The 21,533-nt window shown below is 67.8% G+C and carries 19 protein-coding genes; 9 read left to right on the forward strand and 10 right to left on the reverse strand.

Annotated elements, in window-relative coordinates:
• Positions 1-105: 105 nt before the first annotated feature.
• The 7 genes from ACVPT3_RS06295 (at position 106) to ACVPT3_RS06325 (ending at position 7,171) form a co-directional block, all read left to right on the forward strand.
• Complete coding sequence (locus tag ACVPT3_RS06295; RefSeq protein ID WP_492043307.1) at positions 106-459, forward strand: single-stranded DNA-binding protein; 354 nt, start codon at positions 106-108, stop codon at positions 457-459.
• Positions 460-496: 37 nt separating this feature from the next.
• A complete protein-coding gene (locus ACVPT3_RS06300) occupies positions 497-910 on the forward strand; it encodes a single-stranded DNA-binding protein (RefSeq protein ID WP_492043308.1) in 414 nt (137 codons plus the stop codon).
• A 135-nt stretch (positions 911-1,045) separates the two neighbouring features.
• A complete protein-coding gene (locus tag ACVPT3_RS06305) occupies positions 1,046-1,510 on the forward strand; it encodes a GcrA family cell cycle regulator (protein WP_492043309.1) in 465 nt (154 codons plus the stop codon).
• A gap of 331 nt (positions 1,511-1,841) precedes the next feature.
• On the forward strand, positions 1,842-2,786 hold the full coding sequence (locus tag ACVPT3_RS06310) for a DUF2493 domain-containing protein (protein ID WP_492043310.1): 945 nt from the start codon (positions 1,842-1,844) through the stop codon (positions 2,784-2,786).
• Between the two features lie 318 nt (positions 2,787-3,104).
• Entirely contained in the window at positions 3,105-4,184 is a 1,080-nt protein-coding gene (locus tag ACVPT3_RS06315) for an IS110 family RNA-guided transposase (RefSeq protein WP_492040729.1), read from the forward strand.
• A 535-nt stretch (positions 4,185-4,719) separates the two neighbouring features.
• Positions 4,720-5,961, forward strand: a complete 1,242-nt coding sequence (locus ACVPT3_RS06320; protein ID WP_492043311.1) for a DUF3363 domain-containing protein — start codon at positions 4,720-4,722, stop codon at positions 5,959-5,961.
• Between the two features lie 178 nt (positions 5,962-6,139).
• Positions 6,140-7,171: a serine hydrolase domain-containing protein gene (locus ACVPT3_RS06325; protein ID WP_492041172.1), complete on the forward strand. Its 1,032-nt coding sequence runs from the start codon at positions 6,140-6,142 to the stop codon at positions 7,169-7,171.
• Between the two features lie 309 nt (positions 7,172-7,480).
• Here ACVPT3_RS06325 and ACVPT3_RS06330 read toward each other — a convergent pair whose 3' ends face one another.
• From ACVPT3_RS06330 to ACVPT3_RS06365, 8 genes are all read right to left on the reverse strand, one after another.
• Entirely contained in the window at positions 7,481-8,440 is a 960-nt protein-coding gene (locus ACVPT3_RS06330; protein WP_492043312.1) for a phospholipase D family protein, read from the reverse strand.
• Positions 8,441-8,829: 389 nt separating this feature from the next.
• Complete coding sequence (locus ACVPT3_RS06335; RefSeq protein WP_492043313.1) at positions 8,830-9,267, reverse strand: hypothetical protein; 438 nt, start codon at positions 9,265-9,267, stop codon at positions 8,830-8,832.
• A gap of 135 nt (positions 9,268-9,402) precedes the next feature.
• On the reverse strand, positions 9,403-10,287 hold the full coding sequence (locus tag ACVPT3_RS06340) for a UTP--glucose-1-phosphate uridylyltransferase (RefSeq protein WP_008261934.1): 885 nt from the start codon (positions 10,285-10,287) through the stop codon (positions 9,403-9,405).
• Positions 10,288-10,520: 233 nt separating this feature from the next.
• Positions 10,521-11,912: an O-antigen ligase family protein gene (locus tag ACVPT3_RS06345; protein ID WP_492043314.1), complete on the reverse strand. Its 1,392-nt coding sequence runs from the start codon at positions 11,910-11,912 to the stop codon at positions 10,521-10,523.
• A 13-nt stretch (positions 11,913-11,925) separates the two neighbouring features.
• On the reverse strand, positions 11,926-14,199 hold the full coding sequence (locus ACVPT3_RS06350; RefSeq protein WP_492043315.1) for a GumC family protein: 2,274 nt from the start codon (positions 14,197-14,199) through the stop codon (positions 11,926-11,928).
• A 105-nt stretch (positions 14,200-14,304) separates the two neighbouring features.
• Entirely contained in the window at positions 14,305-15,594 is a 1,290-nt protein-coding gene (locus ACVPT3_RS06355; RefSeq protein ID WP_492043316.1) for an outer membrane beta-barrel protein, read from the reverse strand.
• 103 nt (positions 15,595-15,697) lie between these two features.
• Positions 15,698-16,177: a hypothetical protein gene (locus tag ACVPT3_RS06360; RefSeq protein ID WP_492043317.1), complete on the reverse strand. Its 480-nt coding sequence runs from the start codon at positions 16,175-16,177 to the stop codon at positions 15,698-15,700.
• A 132-nt stretch (positions 16,178-16,309) separates the two neighbouring features.
• Positions 16,310-16,915 (reverse strand): hypothetical protein, encoded by a 606-nt coding sequence (locus ACVPT3_RS06365; RefSeq protein WP_492043318.1) that lies wholly within the window; start codon positions 16,913-16,915, stop codon positions 16,310-16,312.
• 172 nt (positions 16,916-17,087) lie between these two features.
• Here ACVPT3_RS06365 and ACVPT3_RS06370 point away from each other — a divergent pair, with 172 nt between their 5' ends.
• Positions 17,088-17,675 carry a polysaccharide biosynthesis/export family protein gene (locus tag ACVPT3_RS06370; protein WP_492043319.1) on the forward strand — a complete coding sequence of 196 codons (588 nt, stop codon included), beginning with the start codon at positions 17,088-17,090 and terminating at the stop codon, positions 17,673-17,675.
• Between the two features lie 58 nt (positions 17,676-17,733).
• Positions 17,734-18,549 carry a metallophosphoesterase family protein gene (locus tag ACVPT3_RS06375; protein WP_492043320.1) on the forward strand — a complete coding sequence of 272 codons (816 nt, stop codon included), beginning with the start codon at positions 17,734-17,736 and terminating at the stop codon, positions 18,547-18,549.
• Positions 18,550-18,625: 76 nt separating this feature from the next.
• Here ACVPT3_RS06375 and ACVPT3_RS06380 read toward each other — a convergent pair whose 3' ends face one another.
• On the reverse strand, positions 18,626-19,774 hold the full coding sequence (locus tag ACVPT3_RS06380; protein ID WP_492043321.1) for a cell wall hydrolase: 1,149 nt from the start codon (positions 19,772-19,774) through the stop codon (positions 18,626-18,628).
• A gap of 180 nt (positions 19,775-19,954) precedes the next feature.
• On the reverse strand, positions 19,955-21,184 hold the full coding sequence (locus tag ACVPT3_RS06385) for a transglutaminase-like cysteine peptidase (protein ID WP_492043322.1): 1,230 nt from the start codon (positions 21,182-21,184) through the stop codon (positions 19,955-19,957).
• Between the last annotated feature and the right edge of the window lie 349 nt (positions 21,185-21,533).

Genomic DNA, 21,533 nt, shown 5'->3' on the forward strand with positions numbered 1-21,533 from the left:
GGAGGCCGCGCCTGGCGAGCGGGAGGTCGGGAGGAAGGGCGGTCTTGGGTGAAGCGAGACGCGGGAGATTGGCTCCCCGGCGCTTCGGATCAACAGGAGACTGACATGCAGACCATGGTGTTCACCGGCCGACTGGCGGCCGATCCCCAGATCAGCGACGATTTCGCCAAGGCGGTGTTCCGGCTGCTCGAGAAGCGCGGTGTCGACGGCGCCGGAAAGGACCGTCTCGTCGGCGTGAACTGCGTGAGCTGGTCGAAGGGCCTCAACGAGAAGGTCATCGCCCGCGGCCTGGCCCGCGGGTGCGAGGCCATCGTCACCGGCGCCTTCATCGACACGACCTACACCGCCAGGGACGGCTCGGAACGGACGGCCAAGGAGCTGGTGATCAACCGGCTGACCGTCCTCGACTGGGCCGAAGGTCGCGACGGCGCCCCTGCGTCCGATCGCGCCGCCGCCTGATCCCCTCACCCTCATTCCATTCAACAGGAGACTGACCATGCAAACCCTCGTCATCGAAGGCTATCTGTCCGCCGACCCGTCCATTCTGTCCGTCCAGGGCTCGGGCAAGAAGCGCGCAAGCTTCCGCGTGCTCGAGACCACGCGTTTCCGACGGGCGGACGGCGCGCCCGGCGAGCGGACCACCGGCTTCAACTGCGTCTGCTTCAACGCGGCGACCGCCGAGAAATACATCGAGGCCTTCGCCAGAAAGGGCAGCCGGGTCGTCATCCAGGGCCATGTCGAGAACGACACCTGGACCGGCCGCGACAATGTCGAACACTATGACCTGCGCGTCATCGTGGGCGACATCCGGCTGAAGAACCGCAGGGAGACGGCGGGCGAGCCGGCCGGGGTTTCCGAGGGCGTCGAAGGCGCCGGCGGTTACGACGTGAACGACGACATCCCGTTCTGAACCTGAAGCCGGTGAGCAGAGCTTGACCCGGAGCGCCTCGCGCTCCGGGTTTTTGTGCGTGTCCGGGCCTCGAGGAGGAGGGGAGGAAGGGCGGCCGTGGGCGAGCCGATCGGGCTCTCAGCCGAGGATACGCCCATGACCCACTGGACCGATGACCGCATCGAGCGCCTGGCGGCGCTCTGGCGTGAAGGTCAGACCGCCGCCTTCATCGCCCGAGCGCTCGGCGAGGGCGTCAGTCGCAACGCCGTGCTGGGAAAGCTCCATCGCCTGGGCCTTTGGACGGCCCGGATCCAGGCGCTCCCTCGCGGGCCGCGGCCCGGATCAAACCGCAGGGCGGCCAAGGCGGCGCCGGTCCCGGCCCCGGCGGGTCAGGTCCTTCCTCAGGGATCGTCCCCGTCAACCGCCGGCGTCGGTATGCGGACAATCCTGACGGTTCGTCGCGGCGAATGCCGGTGGCCGATCGGGGAGCCCCGCCGGTCCGATTTCCGTCTGTGCGGTTGCGCGGTCAGCCGGGGCGCCTTCTGCGCCCCCCACGCCGAACGGGCCTATCGACGCCCGCTCCAGACGATCGACAGTCTGGTGATGGGGGTGTCCGTATAGGGCGGAGTCCCGCCGGGGAGGGCCTGCGTCCCGCAGGGACGGCGATGCGGAGGCGACGCTCCCCGTCGCCTGGTCGACCGGCCGTGATCGCGTCGTCTTCTGCATCGGCGCGACGGCGCCGAATGGCGTCGTCGTCGCGAAGGGCGACGACGACTTGCCCCCACACAACGCCCTCCGATCTTGTCCTATCACCCCGGAAGTCAACGGCTGCGCCGTTCCCCTCCACGGGCCGCAAGCGGCGACCCGCTCCGGTGACTGCCGGGGACCCCGATAGGGCCAAGACCGGGGTCGTTGCGCATGGGGCGCACGGCATTCTCAAAGGAATGTTCCAATGACCTTCTACAGCCACCCCTTCATCGCCTCCGCTGCCCAGAAGTCCGACTCCGCCTTCGACGACCTGACCGCGTCCCTGGGCGAGGGGCGTCCGCACCCGACCGAGGACGCCTTGGTCCAGCTCGGGCGCGCCCTCATGACGGAGCTGGTGGACGTGATCTCCGACACCGCGCTCGAGGACTACCAGACCATCCTGGGAGAGGCCTTGATCGGGGCGTTTCATTCGGCGGCCGGACGCATCGAACGCGAGGCGGACCGGGCGCGCGATACGATGAGAACCCTCGACCGGCATTTCGACGGATCCGAAGCCGCAGACACCGAGCTGCAGGAGGCGACGGCCAAGGCCCGGGCCGGCGATGCGGCGACCCTGGCCTGCGAACTGATCCGGGACGCAGCGTCTGACACCTGGACGGTCGCAACCGGGGAGGTCTGGACGGCCTGGCGGGGATCACGGCGCGGCACGCATCTGACGGCGGCGCAGCTCGAGGCCAAACAGGCGATCCGGGCGATCCGCAGTCGGAAGGCCGGAGAGGCCGATCCGGGCGCTCCGATCATCGCCTTCCGAGGCGCGCCCTCGGCGGACAGTTCGGAAGATGCGGGCCGGATCTTCGACGCGCTCAACTGGGCGAGGCAGGAGTGGCCCGACATGGCTCTGGCCACGACCGGGGCGAAGGGGGCCGAGAGGCTGGCGATCAAATGGGCCCAGCAGAAGGGGGTGAAGCTGATCCTCGCCCGCGCGGATTTCGATACGCACGGCAAGGCGGCTCCCTTCCGGGCGAACGACGACCTGATCGCGCTGGAGCCGGAGGTCTGCCTGACCCTGGTCCATTCGGTGGACCGGGCGCGGGCGGATCAGCGGCCGTTCGGTCCGGCGCTCAACCTCGGACAGAAGGCGAGGGCGTCCGGGCTGCGGCACGTGTCCATCAAGGCGCGCGCGGCCTGATCACTCGAGAGGGAGATCCACGACCCGCTCGGCTTCGGCCGGGCGGGATTTTGTCTGTCATCCGGGGGCGTCTTCGAAGGCTATGGCCAATCCTACTGTTGGGGGGGGCGACATCGACAAGACCGTTGTGCGGGATGGATCGGATGTGCGGACCTATGACGGCGATGTCTGAAAATCTGCAGAAACGGGCTGACTGCCGCCGTATTCGGGCTCGGCGATCCACCAGTGGCGGCCGGGTTTCAGCGGCCCGGTCGCGGCGCCAAACTCCCGCCAGCGGGCGAAGTCCCTCGTCCCGCCCTGCGCAGGAGGAGATCAGCCGTGGAGCATTTTGCCGGTCTGGACGTGTCGATGGAGGAGACGGCGGTGTGCGTCGTCGATACCGAGGGGACGGTGCTGATGCGCTGCTCCGTTCTTACCGATCCCGAAGCGATCGCGACGGTGCTGGCGCCGTTCGCGCGGACTTTGCGCCGCGTCGGGCACGAGGCGGGTTCGTTGTCGCCGTGGCTTCAGCCCGGTCTGAAGGCCCTGGGCGTGCCGGTGGTCTGTCTGGAAACCCGCCATGTCCGCGCGACAATGGCGGCCCAGCGCAACAAGACCGACGCCGCCGACGCGCTGGGCCTGGCCCATCTGATGCGCACCGGCTGGTTCCGCCAGGCCCATGTGAAGACCGACCAGGCCTACCGGCTGCGGCTGTTGCTGATCCAGCGCCGTAACCTGAAGCGCAAGTTCCTCGATCTGGAGAACACCATCCGCCACTCGTTGAAGAGCTTCGGCGTGCGGTTGAACAAGGTCGGTCGCGGCGGCTTCGATGCGGCGGTGCGCACGGCGTCGGCCGACGATCCGCTGACCGCCGAGTTGATGGACTGCATGCTCGAAGCCCGCGCCGCGCTGTGGAAACAGTACCTCAAACTGCACGATCTGGTGGTCAAGATCGTCGCTCAGGACGCCCTGTGCCGACGGCTTATGGCGATCCCCGGCGTAGGGCCGATCACCGCCCTGACCTTCGTCACGGCGATCGACGATCCGGCCCGGTTCCGCCGCTCGCGCAACGTCGCCGCCTACTTCGGACTGACGTCCAAACGTTGGCAGTCCGGCTCGTCGATCGACATCCAGGGCCGCATCAGCAAGGCCGGCGACCCCGATGTTCGACGCGCGCTCTACGAGGCCGCCAGCGCCATGCTGACGCGCTTCAAGGGCACGACGGCGCTCAAGACCTGGGGCATGAAGCTCGCCAAACGCTGCCACAAGAAGGCGGTCGTGGCGGTCGCCCGCAAGCTCGCGGTGATCATGCACGCCATGTGGCGCGACGGCACCGAGTACCTCGACCGACCTGCCGACAGCACCTCCACGACCACGACCTCGGCCAAGGACCGCAAGCTTCTCGGAGCCTGTGCATGACCGGGATCATCCCCATACGCGACGCGGCTGCGGCCGCCTGAACGCAAGGAGATCCGCTTCGGCGGAGAGAAAGGGCGCAGACCATGGAATGCGGGAAGCACGATATCTTGCCTGTGGCCGGAGTGATCCAGGACCACGCTCGAGTGCCTGTGACGATGCCCCGCGAGTCCGATAGCAGCATGTGCCTCGACGGCTCGACGACCGCTCAGACGGTCCCAAGCCCGCCGTCGATGAGCCCGGAAGAGTGCACGGCGCGCCTCGACTTCTCCCAAGAAACACGGATCCAACCTCAAAGCGTCGATTCTCGCGTCTACTCGTCCATCGGAGTACACTGGAGACCATCAGAGAAAGGAAGACGGTCATGCCGAAGAAGAAAGAGAAGAGCCCGATTAAGAGGGCAAGATAAAAGAGGTTTTTGGCCGTTCTGTTTTCTTGCATTCTGTCAGTGGATTAGGAGCGGGGTCTAAGGCGCTGGACGACTTGCGCTGAGTTGTCGGTCCGCTGTCCTGCCACAGAAGAACGCGGAGGCTTGATCGTGCTGGTCAGCGACAGGATTGCGGCGCGGGTCGAAACGGACCCGGCGCTTGCGGAAACGACGCTGGCCGTTCGTCTGCCGCTGTCGATGAAGCCGGACAAGGTCGGCGTCCGGGTCGGCCTGATGCGTCGCCTGGCGAGCTCAAGGACCTTCGCCTTGGGCGACCGATCGGGGGTGCTCCGGGCGGCGCAGAAGCGGTCAGGCCGGCCGTTCCGGCCCGACGTGGGCCAGCGGGTGATCGTGAAGGCGCTAATCTCTCGGCACCTGGGCAAGGGGGCCGAGCGCGGCGTCGCCCTGGCCAAGCATGTGGCCTACCTCGGGCGGGCAGGGGCTGGGCTGGACGGTTCGCAGCCCCACTTCTTCGATCGCGCGTCGGACGATGTTGATCCCGCTGAAATGGTCGGCGGTTGGCAGGGGGACCGGCATCATTTCCGCTTCATCATCTCGCCCGAGCATGGCGATCGGATCGCGGATCTGAAAACCTATGTCCGTGAGGTCATGGCGCGGGTCTCGGCGGACCTCGGAGAGCCGAATCTCGATTGGCGAGCCACCTGCCACTACGACACCGACCAGCCGCACGCTCATGTGCTGGTGCGGGGCAAGAGAGGGGACGGCCGGGACCTGGTCATTCCGAGGGATTACATCGCCTATGGCTTCAGGGCCCGGGCGCAGGAGGTGGCGCAGGAGCGGCTTGGCGACCTGTCGCGGCAGGACGCCGAACGGCGGGTCTGGACGCTGACCCAGGCCGATCAGTTCACGGCCTTGGATCGGCGTCTGATCGCGGCGCAGGATTGCGCTGGACGGGTCGAGGACGGTGTCGGCGGGACGGACGCCTGGACGGCGCTGTCGCGTGGACGGCTGCGCCACCTCGAGACCCTGGGTTTGGCGAGGCGGGAAGGTCGGCGTTACCGGCTCAATCCCGACATGGAAACGACGCTGCGGACGCTTCAGGTTCGCCGGGACATCATCCGTACGATGAACCAGAGGCGTCTGGAGGCGGGGGCGCAGGTCCGACAGGCGCAGCCGGGTCAGTTGCGCGGGCGGGTGGTCAAGTCAGGGTTTCACGACGAACTGGGCGCCCAGCCCTATGTCATCGTTCAGGACGAGGCTGGGGTCGAGCAGTACGCGCGGATGAGGCCTGGCGCAGCGCCTCTGCCGGTTGGACAGGAGGTGGGGTTCGTCGTCGGCGTGCGTGGAATTGCGGAGATTTGTCATGGGCGAGGCAAGGGAACGGGCCTCTAGGAGCCGTCTTAGGAGGCGGGCCGCAAGGTACTACAGCTAATAAAGGAAAGTCCGGGTCTGACTCAACCCGGCTGTTTGCGACGTCCGCTTTCGGAAGATTGCCAGCAGGCACCGGTCCAGGACAAATGTCTCCAGTCAAGCCAGGATCCCTGAAGAACAGATCGAACAGGATCGAACCATGCGCCTCGCCCTTGCTTTAGTGATGACATTCAGCCTCCTCGCCTGCGCAGCCACTCCGGGCCCGGCCAGCGCCTCTGAGGACGTCTTGGACGCTGTCCTCGCCCGTTGGGACCACGACGGAAACCCGGACCTGAATGCGGTCGTCGTGATGCGCGACGGCCAGGTCGTGGCCGAACGTTACTTCAACGGGGAGACCAGCGAGACGCTTCATGACGTCAGGTCCGCGGGCAAGAGCGTCACGGCCCTGCTCGCGACGATCGCCGTGGACCGCGGCCTGATCTCAGCCCTGTCGGACCCGGTTCAGACCTACTGGCCCGAAGCGACGGGCAGCGCCATCGGCGATGTGCGGCTCAGTGAAGTGCTGACGATGCGGTCGGGTCTGGCCGCTTTCGACGGGGACACACCCTCGCCCGGCGACGAGGTTTTTCTTGATGAGGCCGCCGATCCGCTGGCCTTCACGCTCGCGGTGCCGAGAGCGAACGCGCCGGGAACCCTGTATCGCTACAACTCCCTGACCGCATATGTCGCCGGCCTGGTCATCGAGAAGGCTGTGGGTCAATCCCTGTCCCGTTTCGCCGAGGAGGCGCTCTTCACGCCCCTGGATATCGATGCCTGGCGATGGGACGCGGATCGGGGCGGCCATACGAAAGGGCAGGGAAACCTCTGGCTGAACGCGCGGGACTTCGCCCGGATTGGCGAGGTCGTGAGGGCGGGAGGCCTCTACCAGGGGCAACGTATCGTCAGCGAGGCGGGCCTCGCCGCCATGCTCGAACCCCGCGTCCCGATCCCGCCGGAGGCCGACGACCCCTATGCCGACGCCTATGGCTATTTCTGGTACGCCAAGACCTACCGGATCGGCGACGGGACGGTCGCGGTCCGCTTCGCGTCGGGAAACGGCGGGAACAAGATCTATGTCATTCCGGAGCGGAATCTGGTGATCGCGGTCACCTCGAGCGCCTATGGTCGCGGTTACGGACAACGACGATCCGAAGCCATCCTCAAGGCGATCCTCGCCGAGGACCACCCGTAATCCGCACCGGCATGGGAAGGTCCGCTTGCTCACTGTCGCTTGAGGACCGGTTTTGGCGCATGTCAGAGCTCAGCCGCCAACTGCTGCTGCTAACTGAGGCTGTGTGAAAACGCGATCCGGATCGAGCGAATTAGCTGATCCTGCCGAGGTCGGCAGGAGGTGGGTACCTAGCCTATCAAACCGCCGAAAATCATCCACGCCGCACCGAGGGCGCGGCGCGGATCGTGCCGGAGCGCCGCCGGACGCCCGGATTTGGGGCTCTTTCCGGCCCAGGCAAGCGATCACGACCCGACGGCGCCAAACCTATCCTTAGTTTGGATTGGCCGCAGCCCCGGCCTGCAGCAGGTTGGAGACCTGCGTCAACGGAATGGCGGCGCAGCCGAGCTCGTCGTTCCAGTAGCGGGAATGAAGCACCAGATCGACCACCCCTTTCCACTGGGGTTTCTCGCTTTCATTCCAGACCAGCCCGAGGATGTCGTCGCGTCTGAGCACCAGATGAAGCACGCTGCCGTCGAGGTTCCGATCCACGAGCTGACGCGACCGTTCCCAGCATCCGTCGAACTCAATATCGTCGCGGTCGATCCGCAGCCCGAACAACTGTCCTTCGGGCGGCAGGCCGGGAAAGGTCTCGTACGCGCCCAGGCGGGGGTTCTCGGTCGCTCGGAGCGCCTCGACGAACGCCGCAGCCTGCAGGCTCCTTTTATCCGATCTCAGGACGAGCCAGGCGGGCTTATTCTCGAACAGCCCGGTCTCGCTTTGGAGCTTCGTCAGAAGGGAACGGTCCTGCGTCGGCGCATCGGCCCAGCGGCGGCGGTTCGTCCAGGCTGTCCGGGCTTGGGCGAGATCCGTCTGAGTGATCGCACGGGTTTGGAGGGTGTCGAACCAGGCTTCGACCGTCGCAATGAAGCTCGGGTGGCGGATCATCGCGTTTGCTTCTCTGCGACGGAGACCGCCGCTGTCTTGGAAGGACAACGGGTCCAAACCGGCGAGGGCAGAGCCTAGGATGACGGCGTCATCAAAGAGATAGACTTGGGCTTGCAAATCATCGGCCTGCATCACCTCCGCGCCGGAGGCGATCAAGCGCTCGATCTCGGCCGGATCGGACCCGCCGATCGCGAGGTTGCAGATGATACGGGCGGGGCGGTTGCGCTCAAGGAGCATCTGGGCGGAGCCGGCGCCCCAGAAAGCCACAGCAAGCCGGCAGCGGTCAGAGGTTGCAGCGCAATGCTGGATTTGCTGCAGGGCGGCGGCTCCATCGAGAAACATCATAGGTCACACTTCTTACCGGATGCGGTCATGCGGACCGGCACAGTTGAGGGTGTCGAATTCTGTCAGCACGCCAAAGCGGCGCTTTCAACTTATCGAGCGGATCTGAGCGCTTTCGGCCGGCCTTGGCCGGTCAGATAGCGCCGTGCTGCGTGCACGCGGCGCGGATTGTAGAGCGCCTTGACGTATCCGAACAGGGTCTCGCTGGGCTTGGTCTCCGGCCCCGTAGACGCGGCGATGAAGCCGCGACGCCTTCGGGAACGGCGACGGTTCCGCGTCGGCCGATGGCGGCGATGCGGTGGTTGACCGCGACAATGTCGGTGTCTTCGATCACCTTGCGTCGGTCATGGTCAGGACTCCGCCGTCGCTCAGCTGTTTTTACACGGCCTCGGTCAGAGGCCGACGATCTCGCTCTTGGGTGGACTCACCGAGGCGGCGGCCGCGTCTGGCGCACTGTCGCGGCGGTCCGGAAGGCCGCGAATCCGGCGGCGAATCTCTTCGATCTTGCCGGGCGCCCAGGCCGCCGCGACGCCGGCGGCGCCGGCGAAGAAGTCGCCCAGGGAAGCGCTGCGGCCTGTGAACTGCTGCAGCAGTTCCACCACGACAGCCGCCGCCAGCACGATCAGACATAGATCTCGACGACGGGCGCGCGGCGCGACGACGAACAAGGCGATGCAGGCGGCGTAGAAGGCAAGGGCATGGGCGGCCTTGTCATTGAGCCCGAAGACCCCCTCCAGCCCCTGGAACTGTTTGAGCAGCATGATCGGGACCGCCGCGCAGCAGAGGGCGGCGAAAAGGATACGAAGGAGGGTGCGGCGATGGGGGGGCATACGCAATCCTACCGCCGCCTGACAAAGAGACCGTTCAGCGACAGGGTGAACAAGACCTACACCTATCCTGACCGACTTGGCCGCCGGCGCGGCCCTGTCAGAATCGGGAGATGCGTTCACCGGATCTGTCCTCTGTCAGGTGAAATAAGACGTCAGCGCCGCCCGCGCGGCCTCACCCAGGTCGGGGCGTTTCAGGGCCAGGGCGACATTGGCGCGCAACAGGCCGATCTTGTCGCCGCAGTCATGGGTCACGCCCTCATATTCGACGGCGGTGAACGGTTGATCGGCCATCAGCCGGGCCATGGCGTCGGTCAGCTGGATCTCGTTGCCGGCGCCGCGTTCCTGGGTGGCCAGAAGGTCGAAGATTTCCGGCTGCAGGATGTAGCGGCCCGAGATCGACAGGTTCGACGGCGCGGTCCCCTTGGCCGGCTTTTCCACCATGCCCTTCATGGTGATGCGGCGGCCGTCGCGGCCGGCCGGATCGACGATGCCGTATTTGTGGGTCTCGCTCTCCGGCACGGCTTCGACGCCGATCAGATTGCCGCCCACGTCCGCATAGGCGTCCAGCAGTTGTTTCAGCGCGCCGGGTTGGCCGTCGACGATGACGTCGGGCAGAAGCACGGCGAAGGGTTCGCGGCCGATGATGTCGCGGGCGCACCAGACGGCGTGGCCCAGCCCCTTGGGCTGCATCTGGCGGGTGAAGCTCATCTCGCCGGCCGAGGCCAGTTCGGCGTTCATCATTTCCAGAATGTCGGTCTTGCCCTTGGCCAGCAGCTGGGCCTCAAGCTCGATCTGGTGATCGAAATAGTCCTCGATCGCGCCCTTCGAGCGGCCGGTGACGAAGACGATATGTTCGATGCCGGCTTCGCGGGCTTCTTCGACGATGTAGGAGAGGATCGGCCGATCGACGACGTTCAGCAGTTCCTTGGGGGTCGTCTTTGTGCCGGGCAGAACCCGGGTGCCGAGGCCCGCGACGGGCAGAACGGCCTTGCGCAGCCGAGGGGGGATCAAGCGCGGCATTGATGTTCAGGCCTTGATGAGGGGCGGGCGCCGCGGCGGAGACAACGGGTCGGACCTGCTTGCCCGCCCCCTGCACCCGTCGTGCGTCGAGCCGTGGTGTCGCGCCGCCAAGCCCGGAAGATTGAGGCGAGCGTCCTATGTTGCAGCGCAATAAGCAATAGAAAAAGCGAAGTTCGTCGAGCGGCGCGTGGCGAGCGCTTTCGCTTCGCCTGCGCGAAGGCGGCGATCCGGCGCTAGCGTCGGCCGAAACTGTACTGGCAGCCCAGCAGGAAGGCCCAGAAGGCGGCGATGGACGGCACCTGAAGCGCAAAATCGGTCGCGCCGTGGAGCAGAAGGACCAGGGAGGAGACGATCAGGGCGCGCAGGAGCGTCTGACCGCGGTTCACCGATCCCGACCGGACCGTCGAGAGGATCATGATCAGGCCCAGCAGCGCGAACATCGGGGCCGCGCCGACGAGGCCGGCTTCTTCCAGCCACTGCAGATAGACATTATGCGTCGCCCGGATGGCCCAGAGATCGTCGTAGTTGCCGGCCGTCATGATCTGGTTGTTGATGTCGATGAACGACCCCAGGCCGTAGCCGAACAGGGGCGAGGCCAGGAAGGCCGACCAGTGGGCCGCGAAGATGTCTGAACGTATGAGGCGGTCGGCCTCCACCGTCTCCAGCCGGGTCCACAGGAGGTCGTTGCCGCCGCTGATCAAGATCAGAGCCGTCAGGACCAGGACGCCGCCGGCCAAGAGCAGCGGCAACCTTTGACGCCGGGCGTCGAACAATTCCCAGGCGAGCAGGACGCCGCCGGCGAGCGCCGTGGCCGCTACGCCCATCCGCGAGGCCGTCAGCAGCAGACAGGTCGCCGACAACAGGACATAGGCGAGCGGAACCGCGACCTTGCCGAGCCGGCTGGCGGCATCCAGACCGGCGGTCTGGCGGCTGTCGCGCAACAGATTGCCGAGACCGAGGACGGTCAGGACGCCGAAGACGGACCCGGCGCTGTTGGGGCTGAGGAAGCCTCCCGAGAGCCGTTCGCCCGCCATCAGCTGGGCGCCCGAGACGAACATCAGCAGCGAGATCGCCCCATAGACGGCGCCGATCGCCAGCACGGCTTGAAAGGTCGCCGAGGCCCAGGCGTAGCGCGCCGATTGCAGGGCGCCGACCAGAAAGATGCAGGCCAGGCCGGCCAGTTTGGCGATTTCGATCAGGGTGGCGGGCCGATTGACCGTAAGGGCGCCGCTCGGCGCGCCCGCCCAGGCCCAGATCGGATGGGCGCCGCCCGGCGCCCAGGCGGTGAAGGACCAGGCGGCCGCGCAGAGCGCGGCGCCGAACAGAAGCGCCAGGGGCGCGAACGGCGCCAGGTCGTGCAGGCCGAGGCGCACATCGGGGAGGGCGAGGGCGACGACCAGGGCCAGGGCCAGCAGGGCGGAAAACCACAGGGCGGCGACGGGCTGGTTGGCCCCGAAGGTCAGATGGGCGAGCGCCAGAAGGGCCGGGACCAGTCCGACCGCGGCGCGGGTCTTCCAACCCGTCCGGCCGGACCCCGGCGAGGCGGGCCTGGCCCTGCCTTGCCGGGGCCTGGACGGCGCAAAGCCGGGATTTGATCGTTTAGGCCGCGGCGAAGGGTCCGTCATGACGAGGGCCGCGTCAGCTGGCGTAGTATTTCTTGTAGTCGCCATAGTAGTAGCCGGCGTCGCCGTAGCCGTAACGGGACTGGGCGACCATATCCACCTGGGTCATGGCGATGCCGGCGACGTGGCTGCCGGACTGGCTCAGCAGCTTCAGGGCGTTGGAGATCGCCTTCTCGGGCGTCTTGCGCCACAGGGTCAGGAAGACGACCGCATCGGCGTGAGCGGCGAGGATCCGCGTATCGGCGACGGCCAGGACCGGGGCGGTGTCGAGGATCACCAGGTCGAACGCCCCGCGCAGGTGCGCCAGCAGTTGCGTCATCGCCTCGGAGCCGAACACGTCCTTGGGGGTGAAACTGTTCTTGGCGAGCGGCAGGACGGTCATGCCGGACGCCGTGTCATGGTGAAGCGCCGTCTCCAGGCTCGCCGAGCGGTTCAGAACCTCGAGCAGCCCCTGTTCCGGCTCCACGCCCAGCAGGCGGTTGACGTTGCGGCGGCGCAGGTCGCAGTCGATCAGGATGACGCGGGCGCCCGACTGGGCGGCGACGCGCCCCAGGCAGATGGCCGTGGTCGTCTTGCCTTCGCCCGGCAGGGCCGAGGTCAGGGCGATCACCTTGATGTCCTGGCCGATCCGCGAATACAGGATCGAGGCGCGCAAGGCCCGCACGGCTTCGGTGAAGCTCGACAGCGGGCGCTTCAGCACATAGTCCACCGGAGTTTCGTGGCGATCCGCCGGCTCCGCCACTGAGGACAGAATGGGCACCGAGCCCAGATGGGGAAGATTGAACCGGCGTTCGATGTCCTCGCCCGTCGTCAGGCCGGAATCGAGCATCTCGGCCAGGACGATCATCGCCAGGCCGGCGCCGATCGCCAGAACCAGGCCGAGCGCCAGATTGAGCGGGATGTTGGGCGAGGAGGGGGCCGTCGGGATCGCCGCGCGCGAGACGATGCGGGCGTCGGATTGCTGGATCCCCTCCTGGGCGCTGGTTTCCTTGAAGCGGTCCAGGAAGCTTTGGTACAGGGTTCGGCTCGACTCGGCGTTGCGCTCGAGTTCGTTCAGTCGCACGCCGGCGGCGTTGTTGGCCGCCAGGGCGCCTCGGGCGCCGCCGAGGCTGTTCGCCATTGAGGCGGTGCGTTCGCGCGCCACCTGGGCCTGGGCTTCCAGGTTGGAAATGATGCGCTGGATCTCGGCCTGGATCTGGGTGTCGATGTCGGACAGTTCGCGTTGGGCCCGCAGCATGTCGGGGTGGCGCGGGCCGTAGCGGCTGGTCAGATCGGCGACGCGGCCGCTGACCGTGGCCCGCTGGGCGCGGAGGGTTTGGACGACCTGGGAGCCCAGGGCTTCGCCGACGTCGTCGCCGGTCGATCCGCTGGCGAGTTGGGCGCGCGCGGTCCGCAGGCGGGCCTCAGCTTCCGCCTGTTGAGCGCGCACGGTCGCGAGCTGTTGGTTGTAGGTCGAAATCTCCTGCTCGGTCAGGGTCGCGCCCGAGGCGCTCAGCAGGTTGTTGGCGGTGCGATACTGCTCGACGGCGGCTTCGGCCTGCTGCACCTCGATCCGCAGGTCGCTCAGGCGCCCGTTGAGCCATTCGTTCGCCTGGCGGGTCGCGTCGAACTTGGCGTCGAGCTGGTCGAGCAGATAGCGGTCGGCGAAGGTGTTGGCGATCCGGGCGGCCTTGGCCGGATCCTCGGAGGAGAAGCCGACGCTCATCACATAGGTCAGGCCGGCGCGGCGAATGGACAGACGGCTTAGAACGGTGTCGACGACCCCTTCCTTGACCTTTTGGGCCTCGATCGCGCTCAGGCGGGCGCGGGCGGCGTCCGGGGCCGCGGCGCCGAACAGGCTCGCGACGCCGCCGGCCACGGACTGGAGCACGCCGGGCGCGCGCAGGGCCGGATTGAACTCCGGGTCTTCGGTGAGCTTGAGCGTGTCGACGACGGTTTCGGCGAGGTGTCGCGACTTGAGGATTTCGACCTCGGTGTCGACGACGCCGGTGTCCGCCGTCAGGCCGGACAGCACCGCCTCGGCGTCCACAATGTTTTCCTTGCGGGTGTCGATGATCAGATTGGCGGTCGCCGTATAGAGCGGCGTCGCGCGCACTGTCACCACGATCGCGGCGGCCAGGACGAGCAGAACGATCGCGATGAAGAGCTTCAGACGGCGGCGAAAGACCGCGATCAGCCGCTTCAGGTCGATCGCCTGGCCCAGCCCCTGGGGCGGTGGACCATCGTCGCCCCAGTCCGACCCACTATGTCCATGAGCGGGCGCCGACGGCGGAGCAGATGTGTAGGTCATGGACGCCTTGGTACGGGAAGAAATAGTGAGGTCAGATTACAGCCTGGAGCGCGCAGGAGCCAGGGGCGCGGCGAACGCCCAGACTTTCGCCGGGAGAGGCAGGCTCTAGAACTGTCCGACAAGCGACAGCATCAGGCGATTGACCTTGAAGTCCACGCCTTCGTTCGCCCCGCTCGAGGTTTGTTTGAAGCTGGACGCGGCCAGGCTCACGCCGAGGCGGCGGTTGACCAGATAGGTCGCCCGGAGCGAGGCTTCGAGGCGTTCGTCGGTCCGGTCGATGCCCTCGTAGTCGTCCTCGGCGTAGGTCAGCTGTCCGCCCAGAATGACATTGCGCATGAGCTCGTGATCGGCCTGCAGGCCGACCGAGGACGACAGATAGCCGCCCGCGCCGTCGATGGCGGCGTCTTCGACGGTTCGCGACACGGTCGTGGTCAGGGTGGTCAGCTGGGTCGGGAAATATTCGATCGACGCCCGCGCGCCCAGACCACTCACGTCGCCAAAGGCGGGGGAATCGAATTCCTGCTGGATATAGCCGGCGGCGACTTCGCCGCGCGCCAGGGCCCCGATTTCGAAGTTCGCGCCGGCCAGCACCTCGTAGCCCGATGAATCCCGGGCGGGGTTGAGGGTCGTCGAGGCGACGTCGTAGTCGCGGGAATTGCCGGTCGCCTGGACGAACAGGGCCGTGGCCGGGCTGAGGGCCACGTCGGTCCGGCCGGTGATGCTGCTGATCGTCCGGTCGCGATCACCCTGCTCGACCACGGCGCCGGCGATCGTGCGGCCGTCCTCGTAGTTGAAGCTGCGGACGTCGCCCCGCCCGGAAAAGCGGACCCGCCCCCGCGTCTGGGAGCCGGCCAGATAGGCCGAGGTCATGTCGTATTCGATCGGGGAGACCGTCGAGGCCGGGGCGCTCGACGAGGTCCGGGGCTCAGCCAGATGGGCGAAGTCGGCCCCGGCCAGGAGATTGGCGGCGCGGGTGATGTCCAGACGTCCGTTGGCGCCGAAGCCATAGTCGTTGGTGTCCTCGGAGCCGTAGTCGGAATAACGGCTGAAAGCGCCGCGGGCGTAGGCCGACACGGCGTTGCGGGACCAGCCCGACGCGATCGAGACTTCCGGCTTGATGCGCAGGATGCTGTCGCTGACCTCGCCCGAGGCGACCGCGTAGATGTTGTCGTTGTATTCCGTAGCGACGTCCAGCTTCGGATAGGCTGTGAAGGCGCCCAGGCGCAGGCCATAGGCCTCGTATTCCGGGTGAGGGCGGTCGCGCACGGCGACGCTGCGGTCGCGCGCGAACAGATCGACCGACTGAGACGCCGCCGAACGCAGTGAGCCCGAAGTGCTCTGGGCCGCGACGGCGCCCGCCTGGGCGGCGGCGCCCATGGCCAGCAAGACCGTCAAGCTTCTGCTAATGATCGACATCGTTGACCGGCCCCCCCGCCCGCTGAAGCGAGCGTCCAGATAACTCGAGAATAGACGGCCCCCGCAGGGGCGACTTCAGACCTTAGGTGGTCGGCCGATAATCCGAGCCGCCGCCGCCGCCGCCGCCCGCTGAGGGCGGGGCCGACACCGGAGCCGGGCCGCTGGCCGGGCCGCTGGCGGCCGGCGCGCCCGAGGGGGTCATGCCGGCGATGACGGCGTAGACCGATTGGGTCGCGGCGGCGGCCGCCGGGCTGAGCGCGCCCGAGGCCGAAAGCGCGACGCGGGCGTTCGTCAGAGCCGTGGCGGCTTCGGCCGGCGACGCGCCGCTGTCTACGATCGTGGTTTGGATCGCAGCGATGATCGCCGCTTTAGCGTCCGCCTGGCTCAGGCCGGCGGCCGCAGCCGCTGTCTGGGCGTCCGCGATCGCGGTCTGGAGGCTGAGGCTCAGCGCGCCGACGTCCGTCTGCGCGACGGCGGCCATCGGGACAAACACGGCGCCGACGCCTGCAGTGGCGGCGATGGCGCGAAAAGCGGCTGAGAGGAGGAAGGTTTTCATCGTCATCGACCTGGTTGGACTTAAGGATATGCTAACCTTGAAGCGCCGTCGGCGGCAAAGGATTAATGGCGGAGCCAGGGTTGCACCGCAACATTTCCCGCCGTGAGTGTCCCTGAGAACACGGTTACGCGTGTTTGGCTAGGTTTTGGCCTCGGTGAGTTCTGCATTTCGCGCCTGGCGCCGTTTGGCGCGTTCGGCCGCGGCCCGGGCTTCGGTGAGGATCGCCGCCAGCCGACCCGACGGATCGGCGATCGCCGCCGTGTCGAGGCGCGCAGGCCGCCTCAGCGCCGTTTCATAGTGTTCGGCGGTGGCGTCCCTACGCAGGGCGGGGGTCAGATCGGACCAATGATCATAGACGAACGCCAGCCGCCAGGTCGTGACGTCGGGACCCAAGGGCGTCACGCTGTAGGCCTTTTCGATCGCCTCAAGACTCTGGTTGTCGAGGCGCGCGCCGTTCTGGGTGCGCAACCAGGCGATGCGCAACCAGGCGGCTGCGGTCATCGGAGCCGCGTTTAGGGCCTCCCGGTTGGCGGTCAGGGCTTGATCGACGCCGCCGGTCGTGGGGGCGGCGATCGCCAAGCGGTCGGCGCGCGTTTCAGCTCCGACGCCCAGGGCCGCCAGGCCCGGGACCCGAAGATCCGGCCGGACCGAGGCGTAGGCCAGCGCTCCGCTGAACGCCAGGGCGCCGACGCCGAACGCCCCGACGAGACCGAGTTTGAGCCGATAGGCCGCTGAGGGCGTCAAGGGACGGTCTCCGTCTGATAAAGCGCGCTAGGGTTGGGATTACACTATGATCAAGCGTGGACGACCAGAGGTGATCGACGATAGAACAGGGTTTCAATCGGGTTGGCGCGAAAAATGCACGCGTCGGTTTGAGGGGGCCGTCCAACTCGGTCGGTGGCAGCAGGAGATCGAAATGACGACGTGGCTTCGCAATCTGTGTCTCGGCGCGGTCGCGCTTCTGGGGATCGCCGGCTGTTCCGCCGGCGCCCTGCCGGTCGCCAACCTCTCGGGCCCGGCCGTCGAGGAGGGGGTGCGCACCGTCCCGGAATACAGGCTCGGCGCGGCGGACAAGGTCCGTGTCAATGTGTTCGGCGAGGAGGCCTTGACCGGGGAGTTTCTCGTCGGCGGATCGGGCAAGGTGTCCCTGCCTTTGCTCGGCGAGGTCCAGGCCGCCGGCCTGACCATTTCCCAGTTCCAGGAAGAGATCGCCAACGCCCTGCGCCAAGGTTATATCAACGAGCCGCGGGTCAGCGCGGAAGTGCTGAACTATCGGCCCTTCTATATTCTGGGCGAGGTCAACAAGCCGGGCGAATACCCCTACACCAATGGCCTGACCGTGCTGAACGCGGTCGCGACCGCCGAGGGTTTCACCTATCGCGCCGACACGCGCCGGGTCTATATCAAGCGCGCCGATGTCGGGGGCGAGCAGGCCTTCCCGTTGACCACGGCCACCCAGGTCGCGCCCGGCGACACCATCCGGATCGGCGAGCGGTTCTTCTAGGCGCGCGCGACCCACGCGCGGACTTGTCCTCGCCCGTGAACCCGCCCATGTGCCGGTGATGTTTGGTTCTCTTTTTCGTAAAGGCGGCCGGTCGCAGGCCCGCCGTGTCGCGGTCGTCCCCGACGGGACCGTGGTCTGGACGGTCGGCGACGTACATGGCCGGCTCGACCTGCTTGCGCCCCTGCTCGAGGCGATCGTCGACGATCTCAAGGCCTCGACCGCCCAGCGGCGGATCGTGGTCATGTTGGGCGACTACGTCGACCGGGGGCCCGCGTCGCGCGGCGTGATCGAACGGCTGTGCGACCTGTCCGACCGATCGGACATCGAGACCCATTTCCTGCGCGGCAATCACGAGGACCGGTTCGAGGCCTTTTTGTCCCAGTCGGAGGTTGGGCCCGGCTGGTGCGACTACGGCGGACGGGAGGCCCTGGCCTCCTATGGGGTGCCGGCGCCGGCGTTGCGCAGCGCCGCCGAGGGCTGGGAGACGGCCTGCGCGCAGATGAATGCGGCGTTGCCGGACCGCCATCGCCGCTTCCTGGCGGGCCTGACCTACGCCTTCGCGCTCGGGGACTATTTCTTCGCCCATGCCGGGGCGCGTCCCGGGACGGATCTGGCCCTGCAGGAGCCGGAGGACCTGATGTGGATCCGTTCGGAATTCCTGCAGGACTCGGCGCCCTTCGACAAGATCGTCGTGCACGGCCATACGCCAGTGGACCGGGTTCACGCGGATCATCGGCGGATCGGCATCGACACCGGCGCCTACGCCACCGGCGTCCTGACCGGCCTGCGGCTGGAGGGCGCGCGACGCGACCTTCTCCAGGCTCGGGCGGCGGGCGCCGCGATCAGCCTGACCGCCGGCGCGCTCACGTCCTAGCCCGCCGTCCGGCCGAACCGCCGCTCGCCGGCGCCGAGGCGCGCTCGGTCCTCAGCGCCGGTCGCTGCGGCGCGGATCACCAGCCGCTGGGGACCGCAATGCGCGACCGGCGCGGGGGCGGGGCCGGTTGAGACGCCAGCGGATCGGCGATCACGGGGGCGATCGCCGCGCGGGCCGGGGCCGGGGCCGGCGCGGGCGTCGGCGCCGGCGCCGCGACGGCAGGGCGGGGCGGGTCGGCCCGCGCCGGCGCTTCGAGCCCGCTCGGGACCACGACGGACGGGAGGGTGGCGGAGATTTCGACGGTCGGCAGGATCGGTTCGGCGAGCGGGTCCAGCATTTCCAGCGGCGGGGTCAAGGCCGCCATCTTGGCGACGATCGGTTCAAGGCCCGCATGGGTTTTGACGAAGGCGCGCGGCAGGCCCCAGGCGCCGGTCCAACGATAGAAGATGTGCGTCCCGATCTGTTTCATCTTGACCAGGCGTTCGGCCCAATAGGGCGCGACCCAGTCGGTGTGATAGTGGGTCGCCATGCCGACCTCGGTGGCGACGGCGCCGTTCAGGGCCGCCGAGGCCACCGCCTTCGCCCGCGCCCAGCCCAGGGCCGACGGAGGGCGCTCCATGGCGCCGTCGCAGGTGAAGCTGAACTGGCAGCCGGTCGTCCGGTCCGCGCCCTCGAACACGACCCCGCAGACGGTTCCGGGATAGGCGGGATGGCGCATTCGGTTCAGCACGACCTGGGCCACGGCCGCCTGCCCCTGCACGGCCTCGGACGCGGCTTCGTAATAGACCGCTGCGGTCAGGCAATCGAGCGCGCGGGAATATTGGACGATGTCGTCCGGCGTCATGATGAACGGCTTGGCGCCGAGTATGGGCAGGCGGGAGAAGGGGATGGCCTGGTTGAACCGGCGCGCGGCGTCGGCGTCGAGCTGGCGCAAGGCCTCGGGCGACAGGACGAAGTCCTCGGGCGTCAAGACGGCGACATCGGCGGCAGACGCCGGCGGCGCGCCTCCAGGCGCGCTGATCGGAGAGATCGCCCGGTCCGGTGCGAAGCTGCGCGCGACCAGCACGCTCCCGGTGGCGACCAGCACGATCAAGGCGCCCGCGATCAGGAGGTTGAGCGGGGTGACGCCGGGCAGGCGTACGGCGCGGACGCGGTCGCGCCAAAACGGCGCCCGTCGCGCGCCCGGCTCGCCTGTCGGGTCTTTGGCCTTGGTTTCAAGCGTCATAAGGGGTCCGGACGTGAGGGCGACCCAGGGCTTGGGTGCGGCGGCGCGCCCGGCGACACGCCGGACCCGTCGTTCGAGCGGAAAGGTCTAGACCCTATAGTGCGCGCGGCCCCCGCCCGTCAAAATTTCCCGGTCTCCTGGCGGGGACGAAACCGGCGTCCGGTGCGGAGCCGACAGAGTCTAGGCGCGGTTTGACACGACCTGGACCCATTCGAAGATCTTGCCGGGCGCCTGACGTTCGCGCCATTCGTAGTCGACCTGATCCCACCGCGAGATCCACGGCGTCAGATTGTCCAGGACGTATTCGCCCGACGTCGAGGCCAACAGCAGGACGGCGTGGCTCTCGCCCCAGCGCGTCTTGACGATGGCGATCGACAGGGCGGCGGCGGGCACGCCGGCCTTGATCAGGGCCGCGCGCTTGGCCAGCACATAGTCCTCGCAATCGCCCCTCGCGCCGGCCTTGGCCGGCGCCTGCCAATAGTCCTCGGCCCCATAGACAGCGACGTCGGAGGCGCTGCGAATCTGGCGATTGACGCTGCGGTTGATGGTGTTGACGCGCGCCCAGGTCTGGCGATCCAGATCGACCGATGTCGGGGCGACCCCGTCGTCGTGATCGGTCGGGGATGTCAGGGTTGGGGGCTTCGGCGTCACGACGAGCCGGCCCTTGGGGGAGGGATCAACCAGGGCCGGGCGCGGCAGGGCGGAGAGGATGCGTCGGTCGAACCGGTCGGACCGTTCGGCGAACGGGCGCGCTTGGGGCCAGACCCCATTGGTTTCGGCGTTTGGGCGCGGGGTCTCGGCGACGGCGTAGGCGGCGAAGACGCGGGCCATGGGATTGAAGCGCGCGGTCGACCCCGCCAAGGCGGGGGCGACCGGAACGGACGGGGCCGGCGTCAGGCTCGGACGCGCCCAGGGAAGGCTGCGGCCCGGCGAACGGGAGAGGGCGACGATCAGGCTGCTGTCGGCGGCGTCCGGCAGGGGCGTGCGAACGGCGGGCGCGGCGGTCGCCCGGGCGGCGGCGGTCTCGGACCGCTGGGTCGCGGAGGCCGGCGGGTTCTGGGGGCGGAGCGGACTTTGGGGCTGGGCCGGGGCGGGGCCAAAGACCTGGCTCCAGTCGTAGCCGCCGCTGCGGGGCGGCGACGGTCGTGTAGCGGCGGGGCCGGCGGCCGGCGCGGGCGTGTGGAAGACACTGGCCCAGTACAGGCTGTTGGCGCGGCGGGCGACGAGGGCGGGGTCGGCGGGGTCGGACGCGGAGGTCCGGCAGTCGGCGGGACTGCGCTGGCAGAAGTCCAGAAACCCGCTGGGCGCCATGGCCGGCGCGCCAAGCTGCATTCCCGCGTCGGGGCCGAAGGCCGGGCCGCGATCGGCCGCCCAGGCGTGACCGCTGGCCGCAGCCGTCAATGCGGCCAATGCAGCAACGTGAAGAAGTGATCTCCGATTTGGCATCAACATGTCTCCGTTCGAGTGGAGACATTGACAGCAGCAGTATAAAATCCGACTTATGAACGCCGTTACTACAGTGTGTTGGAGATTGGTTTCTCAGGCGGTAAGGTTAATTGGCGGAAAGACTTTATGACTAGGTATGGGCGCCGAACATCTAGTCTCCGCCGAGGGGCGGGTCTTTGGCTCGGGAGAATGCAGGGGCGGGCGTGCCGACCGGATCAGGGGGCGCTTTGAGCCGGCGGACGAGGGCCGCGCCCCGTCGTGCAGGTCTGGTCGCGATCTGGTCGCGATAGGGTTGCGATCTGGGGAGGCAGAC

The organism is Brevundimonas sp. FV1ps31S, assembly GCF_058681265.1.

What these genes read in the sequence shown, in the direction of transcription:
- ACVPT3_RS06340 (WP_008261934.1), bottom strand. Translation starts at nt 10,287, where the DNA reads ATGCCGCGCTTGATCCCCCCTCGGCTGCGCAAGGCCGTTCTGCCCGTC.
- ACVPT3_RS06370 (WP_492043319.1), top strand. Translation starts at nt 17,088, where the DNA reads ATGACGACGTGGCTTCGCAATCTGTGTCTCGGCGCGGTCGCGCTTCTG.
- ACVPT3_RS06325 (WP_492041172.1), top strand. Translation starts at nt 6,140, where the DNA reads ATGCGCCTCGCCCTTGCTTTAGTGATGACATTCAGCCTCCTCGCCTGC.
- ACVPT3_RS06300 (WP_492043308.1), top strand. Translation starts at nt 497, where the DNA reads ATGCAAACCCTCGTCATCGAAGGCTATCTGTCCGCCGACCCGTCCATT.
- ACVPT3_RS06330 (WP_492043312.1), bottom strand. Translation starts at nt 8,440, where the DNA reads ATGATGTTTCTCGATGGAGCCGCCGCCCTGCAGCAAATCCAGCATTGC.
- ACVPT3_RS06345 (WP_492043314.1), bottom strand. Translation starts at nt 11,912, where the DNA reads ATGACGGACCCTTCGCCGCGGCCTAAACGATCAAATCCCGGCTTTGCG.
- ACVPT3_RS06335 (WP_492043313.1), bottom strand. Translation starts at nt 9,267, where the DNA reads ATGCCCCCCCATCGCCGCACCCTCCTTCGTATCCTTTTCGCCGCCCTC.
- ACVPT3_RS06380 (WP_492043321.1), bottom strand. Translation starts at nt 19,774, where the DNA reads ATGACGCTTGAAACCAAGGCCAAAGACCCGACAGGCGAGCCGGGCGCG.
- ACVPT3_RS06375 (WP_492043320.1), top strand. Translation starts at nt 17,734, where the DNA reads ATGTTTGGTTCTCTTTTTCGTAAAGGCGGCCGGTCGCAGGCCCGCCGT.
- ACVPT3_RS06295 (WP_492043307.1), top strand. Translation starts at nt 106, where the DNA reads ATGCAGACCATGGTGTTCACCGGCCGACTGGCGGCCGATCCCCAGATC.
- ACVPT3_RS06305 (WP_492043309.1), top strand. Translation starts at nt 1,046, where the DNA reads ATGACCCACTGGACCGATGACCGCATCGAGCGCCTGGCGGCGCTCTGG.
- ACVPT3_RS06360 (WP_492043317.1), bottom strand. Translation starts at nt 16,177, where the DNA reads ATGACGATGAAAACCTTCCTCCTCTCAGCCGCTTTTCGCGCCATCGCC.
- ACVPT3_RS06310 (WP_492043310.1), top strand. Translation starts at nt 1,842, where the DNA reads ATGACCTTCTACAGCCACCCCTTCATCGCCTCCGCTGCCCAGAAGTCC.
- ACVPT3_RS06350 (WP_492043315.1), bottom strand. Translation starts at nt 14,199, where the DNA reads ATGACCTACACATCTGCTCCGCCGTCGGCGCCCGCTCATGGACATAGT.